The 18005-nt window shown below is 71.5% G+C and carries 16 protein-coding genes; 12 read left to right on the top strand and 4 right to left on the bottom strand.

All coding sequences use genetic code 11. The annotated features are described in order from the left end of the window. Positions 1–3: 3 nt before the first annotated feature. From ACQP2X_RS44615 to rocD, 10 genes are all read left to right on the top strand, one after another. The gene (locus ACQP2X_RS44615; protein WP_498692242.1) at positions 4–1587 is read left to right on the top strand and encodes a sensor histidine kinase; all 1584 of its coding nucleotides are present in this window, start codon (positions 4–6) and stop codon (positions 1585–1587) included. A 39-nt stretch (positions 1588–1626) separates the two neighbouring features. After that, complete coding sequence (locus ACQP2X_RS44610) at positions 1627–3270, top strand: S1C family serine protease (protein ID WP_498692240.1); 1644 nt, start codon at positions 1627–1629, stop codon at positions 3268–3270. A gap of 203 nt (positions 3271–3473) precedes the next feature. Then, positions 3474–6629: a cyclic nucleotide-binding protein gene (locus tag ACQP2X_RS44605; protein ID WP_498692238.1), complete on the top strand. Its 3156-nt coding sequence runs from the start codon at positions 3474–3476 to the stop codon at positions 6627–6629. A 27-nt stretch (positions 6630–6656) separates the two neighbouring features. Continuing rightward, on the top strand, positions 6657–6872 hold the full coding sequence (locus ACQP2X_RS44600) for a hypothetical protein (protein ID WP_097318070.1): 216 nt from the start codon (positions 6657–6659) through the stop codon (positions 6870–6872). 18 nt (positions 6873–6890) lie between these two features. Further along, positions 6891–7400 carry a hypothetical protein gene (locus tag ACQP2X_RS44595; RefSeq protein ID WP_498692236.1) on the top strand — a complete coding sequence of 170 codons (510 nt, stop codon included), beginning with the start codon at positions 6891–6893 and terminating at the stop codon, positions 7398–7400. A 106-nt stretch (positions 7401–7506) separates the two neighbouring features. After that, entirely contained in the window at positions 7507–7956 is a 450-nt protein-coding gene (locus ACQP2X_RS44590; protein WP_498692234.1) for a lamin tail domain-containing protein, read from the top strand. A 139-nt stretch (positions 7957–8095) separates the two neighbouring features. Next, positions 8096–8707: an ATP-dependent Clp protease proteolytic subunit gene (locus ACQP2X_RS44585; protein WP_498692232.1), complete on the top strand. Its 612-nt coding sequence runs from the start codon at positions 8096–8098 to the stop codon at positions 8705–8707. Positions 8708–8815: 108 nt separating this feature from the next. Further along, a complete protein-coding gene (locus ACQP2X_RS44580; protein WP_498692230.1) occupies positions 8816–9445 on the top strand; it encodes a hypothetical protein in 630 nt (209 codons plus the stop codon). Between the two features lie 266 nt (positions 9446–9711). Then, a complete protein-coding gene (ddaH, locus tag ACQP2X_RS44575; protein WP_498692228.1) occupies positions 9712–10518 on the top strand; it encodes a dimethylargininase in 807 nt (268 codons plus the stop codon). Further along, positions 10515–11735 (top strand): ornithine--oxo-acid transaminase, encoded by a 1221-nt coding sequence (gene rocD, locus ACQP2X_RS44570; RefSeq protein ID WP_498692226.1) that lies wholly within the window; start codon positions 10515–10517, stop codon positions 11733–11735. The genes ddaH and rocD overlap by 4 nt, the downstream gene beginning before the upstream one ends. Here the strand turns inward: rocD and ACQP2X_RS44565 are convergent. Next, positions 11732–12883 (bottom strand): FHA domain-containing protein, encoded by a 1152-nt coding sequence (locus tag ACQP2X_RS44565; RefSeq protein WP_498692224.1) that lies wholly within the window; start codon positions 12881–12883, stop codon positions 11732–11734. The genes rocD and ACQP2X_RS44565 overlap by 4 nt on opposite strands. Positions 12884–13031: 148 nt before the next feature. Here ACQP2X_RS44565 and ACQP2X_RS44560 point away from each other — a divergent pair, with 148 nt between their 5' ends. After that, positions 13032–13787 (top strand): hypothetical protein, encoded by a 756-nt coding sequence (locus ACQP2X_RS44560; protein ID WP_498692222.1) that lies wholly within the window; start codon positions 13032–13034, stop codon positions 13785–13787. A gap of 91 nt (positions 13788–13878) precedes the next feature. After that, the gene (locus ACQP2X_RS44555) at positions 13879–14673 is read left to right on the top strand and encodes a hypothetical protein (protein ID WP_498692221.1); all 795 of its coding nucleotides are present in this window, start codon (positions 13879–13881) and stop codon (positions 14671–14673) included. Here the strand turns inward: ACQP2X_RS44555 and ACQP2X_RS44550 are convergent. From ACQP2X_RS44550 to ACQP2X_RS44540, 3 genes are read right to left on the bottom strand one after another with little or no spacing between them, the layout of a single operon-like run. Next, complete coding sequence (locus ACQP2X_RS44550; RefSeq protein ID WP_498692220.1) at positions 14659–15726, bottom strand: 1-acyl-sn-glycerol-3-phosphate acyltransferase; 1068 nt, start codon at positions 15724–15726, stop codon at positions 14659–14661. The genes ACQP2X_RS44555 and ACQP2X_RS44550 overlap by 15 nt on opposite strands. Next, positions 15726–16580, bottom strand: coding sequence for a patatin-like phospholipase family protein (locus tag ACQP2X_RS44545; RefSeq protein ID WP_498692219.1), 855 nt, complete (start codon positions 16578–16580; stop codon positions 15726–15728). Before ACQP2X_RS44545 ends, ACQP2X_RS44550 begins: the two co-directional genes overlap by 1 nt. 25 nt (positions 16581–16605) lie before the next feature. Then, a complete protein-coding gene (locus ACQP2X_RS44540; protein WP_498692218.1) occupies positions 16606–17985 on the bottom strand; it encodes a glycosyl hydrolase family 18 protein in 1380 nt (459 codons plus the stop codon). Between the last annotated feature and the right edge of the window lie 20 nt (positions 17986–18005).

The raw sequence follows: 18005 nt of genomic DNA, 5'->3' as shown, positions 1-18005 counted from the left end.
GCCGTGACCCTCACCGAGCGGGTACGCACTACGCTCCCCGCGCAGGGCAGCCTGCGCTCCGTCCCGCTGCGGGTCAAGCTGGTGGCGTCCGTGCTGACCCTGGTCTTCGCGGCGCTGGTCGCGATAAGCGCCGCGAGCACCTACGCCCTGCACAACTACCTGCTCAAGCGGGTCGACTCGTCGATCAGCGTCTACGCGGCCACGATCTCCCGGCTGCGCTACGCCACGAAGATCCCGGTGCCGGCCGACTTTTTCGTCTCGCTGAGCTCGGTGAGCGGCGTTCGCGACCCCGACGGCGTCGCGAAAGGCGACGACAGCCTGACCGAGGCCGACTATCCGCCACTGGTCAAGGGGCTCGACGACATCAACGCGGTGCTCGGCCAGCCGTACTCGGTCAAGTCGGCCAACGGCAAGGTCGAGTGGCGCGTGCTGGTCATCGTCGACCAGAGCGGCGCGGTCCTCCAGGTCGCCGAGAAACTGTCGGTGATCAAACAGGCGGTCAGCCAGCTGCTCTGGGTCGACCTGCTGGTCGGCGTGGGCGTGCTGATCGCGCTCGCCTCGGTCGGCGCCGCCCTGGTCCGGCAGAGCCTGATCCCGCTCCATCAGATCGAGCGCACCGCGGCCGCCATCGGCGCCGGCGACCTGACCCAGCGCGTGCCCGACCCCGAGGGTCACGGCGGGCCACCCACGACCGAGCTGGGCCGGCTCTCCCGGGCCCTCAACGCCATGCTCGCGCAGATCGAGGCGGCCTTCACCGCCCGCGCCGAGTCGGAGGCGGCGGCCCGTGCGGCCGAGTCGGTCGCGAAGGAGGCGGCCGAGGCGGCCCAGCATTCGGAGTCGCGGGCCGTGCGCTCCGAGGGCAAGATGCGGCAGTTCGTGGCGGACGCCTCACACGAGCTGCGCACCCCGCTGACCACCATCCGCGGCTTCGCCGAGCTCTACCGTCAGGGCGCGGTCACCAACCCGGAGGACGTGGCCAAGCTGGTGCGCCGCATCGAGGACGAGGCGGCCCGGATGGGCCTGCTCGTCGAAGATCTGCTGCTGCTGGCCCGCCTCGACCGGGAGCGGCCGCTCAACCTGGCCCCGGTCGAGCTGCCGGTGCTGGCGCTCGACGCGGTCGAGGCCGCGCAGGCCACCGCGCCCGAGCGCGCGATCGAGCTCGAGGTCCGCGACAGCGCCGAGAGCCTGGTCGTCAACGGCGACGACGGCCGCCTGCGCCAGGTGATCGGCAACCTGATGACCAACGCCCTGGTGCATACGCCGCCGGAGGCGACGGTGACCTTGCGGGTGTACGCCGAGCCGGGCGGCCGGGCGGCGTTCGAGGTGTCGGACACCGGGCCGGGGCTGACCGAGAACCAGAAAGCGCATATCTTCGAACGGTTCTACCGGGTGGACGAGGCGCGCACGCGCAACACCCAGCGGGCGGCCACCGGCACCGGTCTGGGGCTGGCCATCGTGGCGGCGATCGTCAGGTCACACCAAGGAACCGTCGAGGTGATCTCGGAATCGGGGCAGGGGGCCACCTTCAAGGTGACTTTGCCTACGCTAAATCCGGATAAAGCCTTCACAGAAAACATCCAGGGCTAACACAGGTCGGTACGAGCGCGACGGGGCAAGGTTGTGGGCATGAACGAGAACGAGACCGACCCGCGAGCCGCGGACGCCTCCTCTGAGAGCAGCAGCCCGGAGCGGGGACAGTCTGAGGAGCCGACGGCCGCGCAGCCCGTCGTTCCCCCGGCCGCGCCGCAGACCCCGCAGTGGGGCCCGCCGGCCGCTGCCCCGCAGTCCGGCGTTCCCCAGTCCGGCGCGCCTCAGGCCGCTGCCCCCCAGTCCGGCATTCCGCAGTCCGGCATTCCGCAGTCGGGTGCTCCCCAGTCCGGCATTCCGCAGTCCGGGATTCCGCAGTCCGGGCCGCCCCAGTGGCAGCAGTCCCCCTGGCAGCAGCACCAGGGCTACCAACACCCCGGCTACCAGCCTTACGGCCAGCCGCAGCAGCCCCATTCGCCCTACGCGCAGCAGTCGGCCTACGCCGGCACGCCGGGCGCCTGGGCACCGGGCGGCACCACCCAGACGCAGCCATCGATCGGCGCCGCCGAGGGCCAGGCCTGGAGCGAGGGCCAGACCTGGGCGTCGGACGGGCAGCCGGCCTGGGCCGCGCCCGTCGACCAGCAGCAGCGGCCGCGCAACACGCGAGGTCGCAAGATCCTGGTCGCCGGCGCGGCGGCCGTGCTGATCGCGCTCGGCGCCGGTGGCGTCGGCGCCGCGACCGCGCTCGCCTTCGACGACGACGGCTCGTCGCCCAAGGTGCAGACCGGAAACTCGTCGGTCACCAAGGTGGTCGACCGCTCGTCGCTGGCGTCGATCGCCTCCGCCGTGCAGGACAGCGTCGTCTCGATCAAGACCGACAGCGGTGAGGGCTCCGGCGTCGTGCTGTCCAAGGACGGCTACGTCGTCACCAACAACCATGTGGTCGCCACCGCCCAGGGCGACAAGGTCACCGTGATCTTCGCCGACGGCAACAAGTCGGCGGCCACGATCGTCGGCACCGACGAGCGCACCGACCTGGCCGTGGTCAAGGTGTCCGACGCGTCCGACCTCAAGCCGGCCACCTTCGGCAGCAGCGCCCAGATGCAGGTCGGCGACACCGTCCTGGCCATCGGCAGCCCGCTCGGCCTCGAGGGCTCGGTCACCGCCGGCATCATCAGCGCCAAGGACCGCACCATCCAGTCCAGCAGCGAGGACGAGCAGCAGCAGAGCCCGTTCGGCGGTCAGAGCCAGCAGCAGTCCGGCTCCACCACGACGATGTCCGGCCTGCTGCAGACCGACGCCCCGATCAACCCCGGCAACTCGGGCGGCGCCCTGGTCAACACCAACGGCGAGATCATCGGCATCAACTCGGCCATCGCCACCCAGGGCAGCGGCAGCGGCAACATCGGCCTCGGCTTCGCCATCCCGAGCGACAAGGCCAAGCAGGTCGCCGAAGACCTGATGGCCGGCAAGAAGGTCAGCCACCCGGCGCTCGGTGTCAGCGTGGCCGACGCCGAGAACGGCGGCGCCCTGGTCAGCCAGGTCACCGCGGGCAGCGCGGCGGCCAAGGCCGGTCTCCAGCAGGGCGACGTCATCACCTCGGCCGACGGCAAGGCCATCGGCGACTCCGACGACCTGGTCGCCGCGGTCCAGGGCGGCTCGGTCGGTCAGCAGATGACGCTGGAATACACGCGGGACGGCGCCAAGAAGACGGTCACCGTCACCTTGGCCGAGTCCAAGTAGGTTTTCTCCCCCGCTGCGGCGGGCGGTGCGGCAAGGGGGTTGCCGCGCCGCCCGCCGTACGTTTGTCCGGCGTCATTCTCCGATTACGGGGAAAACAGCCCAATTCGACACGCGGGTCTCGCCTTCGGCCGCCCGGACGGCCTAATCTGCCATTCGCCATCGCCCATGCGGCGACACCGAGGCAGTGAGAGGCGCGCCCTTCCGTGACGTCGTACGTCGAAAGCCCGACAAATGTCTGGGAGGCCGTGGCCGGGCGCGCTCCGGGCGAGTCCGGCGACCCGGGTCTCTGGGGCGCCGTCGTCGACCGCCTCAACCCGTCCCGGGCCCGGCCCGTGCTCCGCGCCGGCATCGAGGCCGTGCAGCTCGCCGACGCCCGCGGCGGCGAATATCTCCTGCTGCGCTCGCCCGACGACGGCACCCGGGCCGGATATCTGCGCCTCACCCCCGACGAGTGGCAGCTCGCTCTGCTGATGGACGGCGAGAACACCGTCACCCGGCTGGTCGCCGAGTTCGCGCGGATCGCCGGGCGGCTCGCCCCCGACCAGGTCCGCCGGGTCGTGGCCGACCTGGCCGCCCACCGCATGCTCGACGAGCTGCCGATGGACGCGTTCCGGCCGCTCGAGGAGATCGGGCGCCGGCCGCTGCCCTCGCCCGCCGCCTCCGGGCCGCGCCTGCTCACGTTCGACGCCGACGGCCTGTTCCTCACCCTCTACCGGGCCGGTGGCCGCTTCCTGTTCGGCAAGGGCGCCGGCATCGCCGTCGCGGCGCTCTCGGTGATCGGCGTGGCCCTGTTCGCGATCACCTGGGCCCGGGGGAGCCGGTCGCTGTTCCTGGCCGGGGACTCCTATCTGCTCGGCGCGATCGTGCTCCTGCTGCTCAACCCGATCGTGGCCGGCGTACGCGAGCTCGGGCGGGCCATGGCGGTCAAGGCCACGGGACGTGAGGTGCCGGCGGCCGGCCTGCTGGTGTCGTACGGCATGCCCTCGCTCTTCGTCGAGACCAGCGACGTGTGGATGGCCGGGCGGCGCGCCCGCCTGCTCGTGGCGGCCACCGGCCCGGCCGGTCTGCTGCTGCTGGCCGGCGTGGCCCAGCTCGCCGGTCTGGCCGTGCCGCCGCTGGCCGGTCTCACCTTCAAGCTCGCCTTTCTCTGCTATCTGGGTCTGTTCTTCCAGCTCAGCCCGCTCCTGCGGCGTGGCGGTCAGCAGCTGCTGACCGACTGGACCGAGATTCCGCAGCTGCGCGACCGGGCGCTGGCCTGGCTGAGTGGCCGCCTGCGCGGGCGGTCGCCGGCCTTCAAGACGCTCGATCGCGAGGGGCGCCTGATCGCGCTGTACGGCTACCTCGCCGTGGCCTGGATCGCGCTGGCGCTCGTCCTGGCGTACCGGCTCTGGATCGACCGGGTCTCGAGCGCGGCCACCGGGCTGTGGCACTCCGGGCCGCTCGGCGCCCTCCTGCTCCTGCTGATCATGGCCGGCGTGGCCGGCCCCATGGTCTTCGTCGTGGCCGGCAAGGCCGCCCGATGGCTGGCCGGCTCCCGGCTGCGCCGGGCCGAGAACGACCGCGAGGCCGACAGCCCGCGCCGGCTCGCCGCGCTGCGCGCCTCCGAGCTCGGCGGGCTGCCCGAGCCGGCGCTCCAGGGCTTGGCCGCCCGTGCCCGCTGGGTGCACCCTCCCAAGGGACGCCAGGTCGTGCTCTCCGGCGGCTCGCAGCAGGCCGTGCTCGTGGTCGTCGAGGGCGCCCTGGAGGCCCGCCGGCCCGGGGACCCGCCCGGCACGATCCGCCACCACGTCGGCCCCGGCGCGGTCGTCGGCCTGGTCAACGCGCTGACCGGCCGATCGACCCAGCTCGACTGGCACACGGCCGGCACCACGCTGCTCTCGGTGCCCACCGCGACCGTGGCCACAGTGGTCGGCCCGCTGCCCGGCCCGCCGCCGCAGGACCGGGCCGAGGCCGAGGCGCTGTTCGCCGACACCCCGGCGCTGGCCGGCCTCGCCGTCGACCAGCGGCTCGCCCTGATCGCCTCGGCCCACCCGGTCGACCTCGACCCCGGGGCGCCGGTCATCCTGCCCGGGCCCACCCACGCGGTGGTGGTCGAGTCCGGCGTCATCGCCCTGCCCGACGGCATCGAGCTGCGCCGTGGCACGCTGGTCGGCCCGGTCGGTGAGGGCAGCCCCGGCATGGTGGCCCAGTCGCGCACGCCGGTGCGGCTCTGGGTGCTGCCGGACGCCTCCGACCTGCCACCCCTGGTCGGCGCCACCCACCGGCCCGGCTCCGAGATGCCCGTGGTCACCGGCTTCCGGGGCTCCGGCGCCCGGGGCGCCTATCCGCCTCTCGCCGTGCCGCCCGGACCGCCCGAGGAGGAGGTCGCCCCCGAGGCCGACCAGCGTTTCGAGCGCGGGCTGCGGTGGGCGGCGGTGCTGGTGCTGACCGGTGCCGTGTTCGTCGCCGGGCTCAACTTCAAGGCCGGTCCGGCCTGGGCCGAGATGCCCTCCGACCAGCTGCTGCTGACCGTCGACACCGGCGGGGTGACGGCCACCTTCGACGGCGAGCAGCAGACCCTCGCGGCGGGCGCGTCCCGCCACATCGACCAGGGCGAGACCCTCGACGTCCCGGCCGGCTCGTCGGCCCGGCTGATCTTCCCGGGCGGGGCGTCCACGCTGATCTGCGGTGGCAGCAAGGTCGGCATCGGCGGCCTGCACGTGGAGAGCGGCCGGCACCGCGCGCCGGTGGGCATGCTGTCGCTCCAGAGCGGACGGCTGCTCGCCGGCACCGGCAGCACGAGCGGCGCCTTCCGGCCGCTGGCCCTCACCGTCGACCGCAGCGAGGGCCGGGTCACCAACGACGGCGCCGCCTGGTTCGCGGTCGAACCGGCCACGGTCACCGTCTCGTCCGGCAAGGTCGCCGCCGGCGGCACGGCCTCGGCCGCGACCGGCGCACAGCTCGCCTGCAAGGACGGCGCCCCGGTGGCGCCGCCGGAGGAGAGCGCCCCGCCGACGGAGGAGTCGGAGGAGTCCACGCCGGCCGAGGAGCCGTCGACTGCTCCAAGCATTCCGGCGTCGCCGAGCGCTACTGTAGTCACACCGTCACAGACCGATGATCCCGTCGAGACCACCGAGCCCGAGGCCCCCACCGACCCGACGGAGACGACGACCACCACCCGGCCGGCGACGACCGCGCCGCCCACCACCACGTCGCCGACTGTCCGGCCCACGACGCCCCGGCCACCGACCACGCCGCCGACCACTCCGAAGACGACGCCCCCCACCACCCCGCCGACGACTCCGGCGACGACGCCGCCCACCACGCCGGACGTGCCCGAGACGACGCAGAGCACCGGGGAGGGCGGAGCCGGCGGCTGAGCACGGAGTCCCCACACAGGAGGCTTGATGCTCTGCTGGTTCTGTGCCGAGGCCGCCCGCGCCACCTGCCGCTTCTGCGGCCGGGGCGTCTGCGCGGACCACGCCCGGTTCGGGCCGTACATCCTTCAGGTGAACCGGTCCGAGAGCCGGCGCCGGGCCGAGGCGCTCGTCGTCGACGACGCGGTGCAGTGCGGCTCGTGCCGTCCCCGTCCGCACGCGGTGGCGATGCCGGAGCTGGACTGATGGCCCTATCGTGCAGAGATGGCTAAGTTCGGCGGCGACGATCTGGGTCCGTGGTCCGAGTTCGGCACGGTGGCCGGCATGGTCGCGACCCAGAGCGGTCAGGACCTGTCCGAGCCGGCGCCGGTCTCCGGCCTCGGCGACAACCCCGACCTCGACGGCCTGCCCGCGGTGACGGGCCTCGGTGACGCGCCCCTCGCCCTCACCTCGCTGACCGATGAGATCGTCTCGGTGAGCGAGGCCGTGCGGGTACAGACGCCTCCCGAGGGTTACGACAACCAGGTCGACGCCGACGGCGACGGCGCCCTCGACGAGGCGACCTACCGGGGCCGCGCCGACGGCGGCGTCGACATCCTGGTCGACCTCAACGACGACGGGCGCACCGACTTCATCGGCGTCGACCTCGACCTCGACAACCGCGTCGACTTCGCCGGCTACGACAAGGACCACGACGGCGATTTCGAGAAACGGATGTACGACGACGACGGCGACGGTTTCCTCGACCGCTCCGTCTGGACCGAGGGCAGCTGACGGACGGCCGGGCGGTTCGGGCCGTTCAGCGGAACTGCCTTCACCGGCGGCTCCTCGTTGGACAGGGCAACATCGGCTGCTCCGTTCTCGAGGAAAGGCAGACAGAGTGAAGAAGAGGTTCTTCGTGGCGGCGGCCGCGGCGTCCATGCTGGGCTTCGCGGTGGCCACGCCGGCGCAGGCGGCCGAGGCGCCGGTCTATTTCAGCCGGATCTACTACGACTCGCCGGGCTCGGACACCCGCAGCAACGCCAGCCTGAACGCCGAGTGGTTCCGGCTGACCAACAGCACGAAGAAGACGATCCAGCTGAAGAACTTCACGGTCCGCGACGCGGCCAACCACGTGTACAAGTTCGGCGCCTACGCCCTGGCCCCCGGCAAGTCGGTGGTCGTGCACACCGGCAAGGGAACGGCCGGGAAGCCCTCGGCGGCCGACCGCTACTGGGGTTCCGGCAACTACATCTGGAACAACACCGGCGACACCGCGACCCTGCGCAACCCGGCCGGCAAGGTGATCAACACCTGCAAGTTCGGCAAGGGTGTAGCCACCAACTGCTGATCGGCCGGCCCCGTTATGCCCAGAGCTGATTCGCCGACAGGGGAATCGCTGGGAGACCGGGCGTTCCTGCGTAAAGCTTTAAGGCGTCGAACGGCCGGTCGAGTGACGGGCCCCCAGACGGATGCGAGAGGGTGTTGTCATGAGTGTTGACGAGTTGATTATGCGGGCCGGCGGCGCATCCTTCGACGACCAGGTGTTCGAGCGGCTCCTGCGCGAGCGGATCATCTTCCTGGGCAGCGAGGTCAACGACGAGGTGACCAACCGGATCTGCGCCCAGCTGCTGCTGCTCGCCTCCGCCGACAGCGAGAAGGACATCGCGCTCTACATCAACTCGCCGGGCGGTTCGATCAGCGCCGGCATGGCGGTGTACGACACGATGCAGTACATCAAGAACGACGTGGCGACGATCGCGATGGGCATGGCGGCCTCGATGGGCCAGTTCCTGCTCTGCGCGGGCACGCCGGGCAAGCGCTACGCGCTGCCGCACGCGCGGATCATGATGCACCAGCTCTCGGGCGGCATCGGCGGCACCGCGGCCGACATCGCCATCCAAGCCGAGAGCATGCTGCACATCAAGCAGACGATGAACGAGCGCATCGCCTTCCACACCGGGCACACCCCGGAGGAGATCGAGCGTGACTCCGACCGTGACCGCTGGTTCACGGCCGACCAGGCGCGGGAGTACGGCCTGATCGACCACGTGATCAGCCGGGCCAACCAGGTGAACCCGAGCGGCGCGCCCATCTCCTGACCTGCGAAAAGACGGGCGCGTGGCCGGTGGCCGCGCGCCCGTTGTGTGTTTCCTGAGCGTTCGGGGTAGAGAACTGTCATCCCCCATACCGCTCAAGGAGGTGCTGACGTGAGGATCCCGACGTTCTCCCGCCAGACCGAGACCGATACCACGGAGACTCCCGCCCCGCCGGCCACTACCTCCCCCGTGCGGCCGCGGCGTGACCCCGACGCGACCGCCGATCTTCCGGCGGCGCCCACCACGACCGAGCGCAAGCTCGGCCCGCCGCCGCCCCCGCCCTCGGTGGGCCGCCCCACCGGCAGCGCCGTCGTCGACCGGACGCCCCCGCGCCGGACCGACCGCGACGAGCCGCCCACGCTGGAGCAGAAGAAGGCCGAGCCGGCGCAGCCGGTGCCGGTCGAGCCGGCCGGCCCCAAGCCGCGGGCCAGCCTGCTGGCCACCCTCGGCCTGATCCTCGGTGTGGCCTCGGTGTTCCTGGTGCTGTCGGGCCCGCTGCTGGGCTACGGCATCGGCGTCGCCGGTCTGGCCCTGATCCTGTCGCTGAGCGGCATCCACGCCACCGGCAAGCGGCACGTCGCCGGCAAGTCGGACGCCCTGCTCGGCATGATCTTCTCGCTCGGCGCGATCGTGCTCGGCATCCTGGCCCTCACCGGTTCGCTGAACTGGCTGGGCACCGACATGCAGCCCGTGAACAATCTTCGCGAGTGGCTTGATGCACAGTTTGTCGACCGTTTCTGACGGGTAAGTAACTGTTGCGGCCAGCAATGAAGCCGGGCGCACCCCTCGGAACCGGGATGGGTCACCACCCTTCCCGCCCCGAAAAACCCGGCGGTTCGCCGGCACCCATTCACCCTCCGCGGGCGGCCTGGTTCAGGCCGCCCGCGAGGTGTTTGAGGCCCCACGCAACGAATCACCGTCCCGGCGCCTGAGCACGCAATGATCGAAAGTCAGGCGCATGGTTGAACCAGGGCATCGTGCGGGGTGGCGGCTCTAGCGTTTCTGCCATGAACACCACGGCCTCGCCGCGCCGCTACCTGATGTGCCGGCCCACCCACTTCGCCGTCACCTATCGGATCAATCCGTGGATGGATCCCACGGCGCCCTACGACAACGCGCTCGCCGTCCGCCAGTGGGAGAGCCTCCGGCAGACGTACCTCGACCTGGGCCACACCGTCGAGCTGATCGATCCGCTGCCGGGCCTGCCCGACATGGTGTTCTCGGCCAACGGCGCCACCGTGGTCGACGGCCGGGTGCTGGCCGTGCAGTTCCGCGACGCCGAGCGGGCCGACGAGGCCCCGGCGTACGCGTCCTGGTTCCGCGAGCGTGGCTTCACCGTGATCGAGCCCAAGCACACGAACGAGGGCGAGGGCGACATCCTGCTCGCCGGCGACGTGCTGCTGGCCGGCACCGGCTTCCGGACGTCGCACGCCTCGCACGCCGAGACGCAGGAGGCGCTCCAGCGCCCGGTGATCACCCTCCAGCTGGTCGACCCGGCGTACTACCACCTCGACACCGCGCTCTGCGTGCTCGACGAGACCAACGTGGCGTACCTGCCGTCCGCCTTCTCCCCGGGCTCGCAGGCCGTCCTGCGGCAGCTGTTCCCGCACGCGGTGATCGCCAATGCGGAGGACGCGGCCGTTCTCGGCCTCAACGCGGTGAGCGACGGCCGTACGGTGGTCCTGCCGGAACAGGCCACTCATCTCGCCGGGGCGCTGCGCGCCGCCGGATATCAGACCGTCGGGGTCGACGTCTCCGAGCTTCGCAAGGCCGGTGGCGGACCCAAGTGCTGCACCCTGGAGGTACGTTCGTGACGACCGTCGACCAGCGCACGCCTGGTGAGCTCGCCGAGGCGGAGCGGTACACCGCGCACAACTACCACCCGCTGCCCGTCGTGGTGGCCGAGGGCGACGGCGCCTGGGTCACCGACGTCGACGGCCGGCGCTACCTCGACTTCCTGTCCGGCTATTCGGCGCTGAACTTCGGCCACCGCCACCCGGAGCTGATCGCGGCCGCGCACGCCCAGCTCGACCGGGTCACGCTGACCAGCCGGGCGTTCGTGCACGACCAGTTCGCCGCCTTCTGCCGCTCGCTGGCCGAGCTGTGCGGCAAGGAGCTGGTGCTGCCGATGAACACCGGCGCCGAGGCCGTCGAGACCGCGATCAAGGTGGCCCGCAAGTGGGGTTACCAGGTCAAGGGCGTCGAGAACGAGCGTGCCGAGATCATCGTGGCCGCCGACAACTTCCACGGGCGTACGACCACGATCGTCAGCTTCTCGACCGATCCGGACGCGCGGGCCGACTTCGGGCCGTACACCCCGGGCTTCGTCGTGGTTCCCTACGGCGACCTCGAGGCGCTGGCCGCGGCGGTCACGCCGAACACGGTGGCCGTGCTGCTGGAGCCCATCCAGGGCGAGGCCGGCGTGCTCGTGCCGCCGACCGGATATTTCGCGGGCGTCCGCGAGCTCTGCACCGCCCAGAACGTGCTGATGATCGCCGACGAGATCCAGTCGGGGCTGGGCCGCACCGGCCGCACCTTCGCGATCGAGCACGAGGGCGTCGTCCCCGACATGTACGTGCTCGGCAAGGCGCTCGGCGGCGGCATCGTGCCGGTCTCGGCCGTGGCCGCCGACCGTGACGTGCTGGGTGTGCTCAAGCCGGGCGAGCACGGCTCGACCTTCGGCGGCAACCCGCTGGCCTGCGCGGTCGGCCACGAGGTGGTACGCCTGCTGGCCACCGGCGAGTTCCAGAAGCGCTCGGCCGAGCTGGGTGAGCGGCTGCACACGCGGCTCGGTGAGCTGGTCGGGCGTGGCCTGATCGCGGTGCGCGGGCGGGGCCTGTGGGCCGGTGTCGACATCGACCCGGCCCTGATGACCGGCCGCCGCGCCTGCGAGCTGCTGGCCGAGCGCGGCGTGCTGGCCAAGGACACCCACGGCTCGACCATCCGGCTGGCGCCGCCGCTGGTCGTCACCGAGGCCGAGATCGACCACGCGGTGGACCAGCTGGCGGCGATCCTGAAGGAAGCCGCTTAGCGTTCGAACTTGCGCAGGGCCATCGTCGGCGCCTCGCCCATCACCGACTGGGGCTGGGCGACGCCGCCGGTGGCCCACATGCTCGCGCGGCCCACGTTGACGTTGGCGTAGAGCTCCACCACGTCCTCGGGGCCGAGCGTGCGGGTCTCGCCCCGGCGCAGGGTGAGCCGGGCGTCGTCGTCGGCCGAGCCGCCGGGCCGCACGCCGCTGCCGTTCGTGCTCACGTCCTGCACGGTCAGCGTGCCGTCGGGGCGCAGCGTGAACTTCACGTGGCCGCGGCTGATCCACTTGCGGGCGTCGTCGGTGAGCCACTGGCCGAGCATGACCCCGGAGCCCTCGGGCGCGCGGCCGACGACCACCGGCTCGTCGGTCGAGACCACGAACCGGCGCCGGATGACCCCGTCGATGCGTACGGAAAGAACCTCGACCGCCGCCCGTTGACCGGCGTCCTTGAGCCGGGCGCCGTGCCGGGGGCAGGTCGGCACCCCGCCGCGCAGGGCCGGCGGCGGCTGCGAGACCGGGCTGGTGAAGGTGCGCATGTCGGCGAAGAAGCTGTCGGGGTCGCCCCCGCTGCCGTAGCTGGCACAGTTCGGCTCGGGGCAGCTCCACACGCGGGCCAGCAGCCGGTCGCCCATCGCCGAGCGCTCGGGCGGCCGTGGCGGCTCGTTGCGGCCGACCCGGGGAACCAGCACGGTGGTGCCGCCCTCGCCGGCGACCGCGGCCAGCAGGCGGCCCGGCTCGTCGACCCAGGGGTAGCGCTCGCGCTCACGGTCGGCCCGGCTGCGGGTCAGCACCGGCACGCCGAGCAGGTCGGCCGCCTCGAAGACGCGGCCGTCGAGCTGGGGGACCACCTCGACCTTGCCGTCGTCAGCCCAACGGCGGATGACCATTCGCTCGTTCGAGGTCAGATCGGTGTCGGAAAGCAGACCGCGGGGCACCACCACGTAGACCGGGACGTTCTCCTCGGCGAAGCGCAGTCCGAGCGCGTCGAGGACCAGGCCCAGCCGCACGGAGCTGGCCGGGCGACCGCCGTCGAGGTCCGCGTATCGGATGATCTCCGACATATCGACCACCGCGCGGGCGAGGGCGGGGTCGGTGGTGAGCCGGGCCTCGATGGCGTCGAGGACCTTGCTGATCTCGAATCTCACGGGTCCTCCCGAGGGGTGAGCGGTTTCTGCCACGGCAATCATGCCGCGTGCGCTTCGGAGGCGGGCGTCACACCCCTCGGATACGGTGGCGGCCGTCCGCCCGGACATCGACAAATTTGATATTGGCACATCGACGGGGAGCTCAATGATGAGTATTCGACGATCCGCCCTGGCCGGTCTCGCGTTCGCCGCGGCCCTGGTGGCCGGCGGTTGCAGCAGTGATACGCCAAAGGGCGACAGCGCCGCACCCGAGACCACGGCGCCCGCTTCCGCTTCCGAGGAGCTGACGCAGGCGTACGCCAAATTCAGTGATACGCCCGTGAAGTTCACGCTCACCGCGGCGGGCGGCGTCGGCGGCACCGGCTCGATCGACGCCAAGGCCAAGGCTTCGGAGATGAGCACCGATCTCGGCGCGGCCGGCACCATGGTCACCCGGCAGGTCGGCAAAGACCTCTACGTCAAGACCGAGGGCCAGGTGGGTACGGCGATCGGCGCCACCGAGGGCAAGTGGATGCACATCGACGTGTCGCAGGTGCCGGAGAGCAGCCCGATCAGCGTCAAGAACACCGATCCGGCCAACACGGCGAAATTGATCACCTCGGCCACCGGGGTGACGAAGACCGGTGACCACGCGTTCAAGGGCACGCTCGACATGACCAAGGCGGGCAGCTCGGTCATGCTGAAGTCGCTGGGTGACAAGGCGGCGGCCGTGCCGTTCACCGCCACGACCGACGCCGAGGGCCGGCTCACCGAGCTCTCGGTCGAGCTGGAGTCGATCATGGCGGGCGCGGGGAAGATGGTCGCGACCTACTCCGACTGGGGCGCCCCGATCGACATCGCCCAGCCTGCCGCGGGTGAGGTCGTCGAGATGCCGGCCTCGTTCCGCAAGGCCATGGGCGCGTAGACAGCGGTCCTGTTTGTCCGGAACGGCCTTCGGGCATTGATGTCGGTGTTGCCGGCGTCACCCGGAGGCCGGCCGGTCAGGAGGAACCGACATGCGGACACCACGGCTCGCCGGGCTGGGTCTCGCGGCCACGGCCACGGCCGCGCTGGCCCTCGCCGGCTGCGCCAACGGCGACGCGACGCCCACCGCCCCGTCCGCGCCCGCCACGTCATCCGGCGGCGTGACGGCCAGCGCGAGCACCGGCGCGGCCGACCCGGCCGCCGTCGAGGCGCTGACCAAGGCGACGTCACAGCTCGGCACGACCAGCTTCACGATCACGGCGACGTCGGGCACCGGCTTCAAGCTGGCCGGCGCGATCGACCCGGCCAAGGGTGTCGGCACCGCCGACCTCAAGGCCACCGGCTCCAACGCCGACCTCAGCCTCAAGACGCTGCTGATCGAGAAGGACCTCTACCTCCAGGTGCCCGGCTTCACCAAGGCCGGCACGTGGACCCACGTCGACGTGGCCCGGCTGCCCGAGGGCGCCAACGTGGGCCTGCGGCCCGGCGAGATCGACCCGGTGAACACCTCGAACCTGCTCGGCTCGGCCACCGACGTGCACGCCACCGGCGCCAACAGCTACGCCGGCACGCTCGACCTGACCAAGGCGGCCGGCCTGGCCGGCGTCTCCCAGGTGACCGTCGACAACACCCAGGCCCAGAACGTGCCCTTCACGGCCGGGCTGGACGAGCAGGGCCGGCTGTCGGTGCTGACCATCCAGATCCCGAACGCGCAGCCCCTCGAGGTGCTCTACACCGATTACGGCGTCCCGGTGACCGCCACCCGGCCCGCCGCCTCGGAGATCACCGAGGCTCCGGACAGCCTCTATCAGTCACTCGGAAGCTGACGTCGCGCTCCGCCTCGCGGTCCAGTCCGTGCTCAACGGGCGGAACGCGGGGCGGTTCTCGTCGATCCAGGCGTCGATCCTCTCCCACCAGTCGTAGAGCCAGGCGACGCGCTCCTCCTCGTCCTTCGGCACCTCCTCGGGCGGGACGCTCCAGAACCGCATGACGAGCCGCTTGTCCATCGGCAGCTCCCGCCAGATGTCGGCCGCGGTCACCATCCGGTCGAGGCCGGTGTGCGCCACGAAGACGACACCGGCGTCCGGAGCGGCGTCGATGGCCGCGAACAGGCCGCCCGGCTTCGGCGGCAGCACGTGCCGCAGGTGCTCGGCCCGGTCGGCCACCTCGGCCAGCCCGCGGTCCCGCAGCCGGGCGATCGCCCTGGTCCGGCGGCGCGGGGTGAAGTTGCCGCCCTCCGGGAAGATCACGAAGGCGTCGTTCTCGTCGAGTCCGGTCGCGAGCTCGCTGATCTGCTGCTCCAGCGTGGACGTGCCGGTGCGGCCGGGCGAGATGAAGCGGTTGGGCAGCCGGTTGAGCAGCACGTCGACCGCCGGATCCCACTGCAGGGCGGCCTTGAGCACGATGCGGGGCTCGCGGTCGAACCAGTCGACCAGCGCGTGGATCAGGATGAACGAGTCGCCCGGCCCGGCGTGCCGGCTGACGACGATCTCGGGCCGGCCGGGGACGGCGGTGTCGGGGTCGGTGCCGACCACGTCGACGGTCAGATGCAGCGCCCAGCGGGCGACCCAGAACAGGACCCGCAGGAAGGCTCCGGTCACTTGATAATGACGGAGCTGAAATTCCGGCGTACGGATGTGACGGCCGAACCCGGCCCACACCCAGAGCACCGCCAGCACGACCAGGGCGGCCGCGTCCCAGCAGAGGTAGAGGATGCCCAGCAGGACCAGGCGGGGCACCCGCAGATGCCCGGGAACCAGCGGCGACGCGACCAGGCCGAGGAAGAGCCAGAGCGGCAGGGTCGTCACCAGTACGAGGGCCAACAGGACGACGACGGGGGCTACGACGAGGCGGCGTATCCAAACCGGGGGGAGCGGCATCAGCGTTCGCCCGGCCCCGGCAGGGGATTGACGTTGGAAGCGAGGTAGCGCCGTGAGGCCGTGTACGCCCGGCTGATGCGGCGGCCCACGGCGGCCATGTCGCGGTAGGCCCACGGGCTGTCGTCCCGGCCCTCGCCGCCACCGCTGGGTAAGACGTGCACCCGTACATCGTCGGGCAGGAAGGCAAGGTCGCGCGCGAACCGATGCCGGCGGGCGATCTCGAAGGCCACCTGCGCCACCTCCCACGGACGGCGCGGCACGGCGAGCGGGCGCTCGACCCGGCCCACCTGCAACACGAAGATCAGCTTGGCACCGACCCGCACGGCCTCGCTGATCGGGATCGAGTTGACGATCCCACCGTCCACATAGTGCTCCCCGGCGATCTCCATGGGCGGCAGCAGGCCGGGCACGGCCGAGGAGGCGAGCACGGCGTCGACCAGCGGCCCGCTGTCGAACCAGTGCTCGGCCGCCCGCTCGATGCTGGCCGCGCAGCAGCGGAACGGCACCTTGAGGTCGGCGAAGGAGGCGGCGTCGCCGAGCTCGCTCTCCAGCAGCCGGCGCAGCGGCATGGGCGAGTGCAGATGGGTGCGGGCGGCGAACCGGCGCAGCTGCCGGCCGATCGAGTCGCCGTAGACCGTGGCTGCCTCGGGCGAGGTCCACAGCCGCACGAGCCGGTCGGTGACCGCCTCGCTCGGATCGGCGGCGACCAGGGCGCCGTTCACCGCGCCGATCGACGTGCCGACCACCATGTCGGGCCGGAAACCGGCCCGGAAGAGTGCCCGGAGCATGCCCACCTCGACCGCTCCGAGCACTCCTCCGCCACCGAGCACGAACGCCACCGGACCGTCGACCATGCGTTCATGGTGGCACGCGCGTCTGTTACTGGTTCTTGAAGTAGGCGCCGTTCTGGTTCTGGAACTCCCAGCCGGCGAATTTGTCCCAGTTGATCGACCAGGTCATGAGACCGCGGAGGTTGGGGTTGGTGCTGCTGCGGGGCGTGTACGACCCGCAGTTCGTACCCTTGATCAGACAGCCGACCGCCTGCTGGACGGCGGCCGGGGCGACATAGCCGTTGCCGGCGTTGACCGAGGCCGGGGCCCCGAAACCGACCTGGTCCTCGCGCAGGGCGGGGAACACGTTGGCGGTGTTGCCGGCGACCGGGAAGCCGGCGAGCAGCATGTCGGTCATGGCGATGTGGAAGTCGGCGCCGCCCATCGAGTGGTACTGGTTGTCGAGACCCATGATGGAGCCCGAGTTGTAGTCCTGGACGTGCAGGACCGTCAGGTCGTTACGCAGGGCGTAGATGACCGGAAGGTAGGAGCCGGCGCGGGGGTCCTGGCCGCCCCACGGCCCGGATCCGTAGTACTGGTAGCCGAGCTGGACGAAGAAGGTCTCGGGCGCCATGGTGAGCACGAAGTTGGCGCCGTACCGGGCCTTGAGCGTCTTCAGCGCCGAGATCAGGTTGACGATGACCGGTGTGGTCGGGTTCTTGAAGTCGGTGTCGCCGGTGTTCAGCGAGAGCGAGTGTCCCTCGAAGTCGACATCGACACCGTCCAGGCCGTAGCGGTCGATGATGGCGCTGACCGAGCTGACGAACTTGTCCCGGGCCGCGGTGGTGGTGAGCTGCACCTGCCCGTTGGCGCCGCCGATGGAGAGCAGCACCTTCTTGCCGGCCGCCCGCTTGTTCCGGATGGCGGCGACGAACTCGGCCTCGGACTCGACGCCCGGGCATTCGGTGGCCGGGCAGAGCGTGAAGCGGATGTCGCCGGAGGTGGCGCTGGTGGGCTCGCCGAAGGCGAGGTTGATGATGTCCCAGTTGCTGGGCACGTCGGCCATGCGCAGATATCCGGACCCGTTGGCGAAGCTGGCGTGCAGATAGCCGATGAGGGCCCGCTTGGGGAGCCCGGTGGCCGGGGGCTGGGTCGTGGGCGGCGGGGTGGTGGGCGGCGGCGTGGTGGCCGGTGGAGTCGTCGCCGGAGGAGTCGTCGGCGGGGTGGTGCCCCCGCAGACGCCGTTGTCGGCCCAGACGTCCCATTGACCGCTGTGCGTGGAGGGCGCCTCGTTCTGCGTCCACCACTTGGCCGTGTAGTTGCGGCCGTTCTGCGAAGCGACATTGTCCTTCACGTAGACGGCGGTGGCGCTCCAGGCCGGCGCGCACGCGGCGGCCGCGCTGGCCACCCCCGCCGACGAGCCCACATAGACAGTGCCACCCGTGGCCGCGACCGCGGCCGCCATGACGAAGATCATCGATCGGCGCATGGCTCAGTATGAATACTGTT

The sequence above is a fragment of the Actinoplanes sp. CA-131856 genome (assembly GCF_050956135.1).
Lineage (GTDB): Bacteria > Actinomycetota > Actinomycetes > Mycobacteriales > Micromonosporaceae > Actinoplanes.
This window is presented reverse-complemented; position numbering and strand designations above follow the sequence as displayed.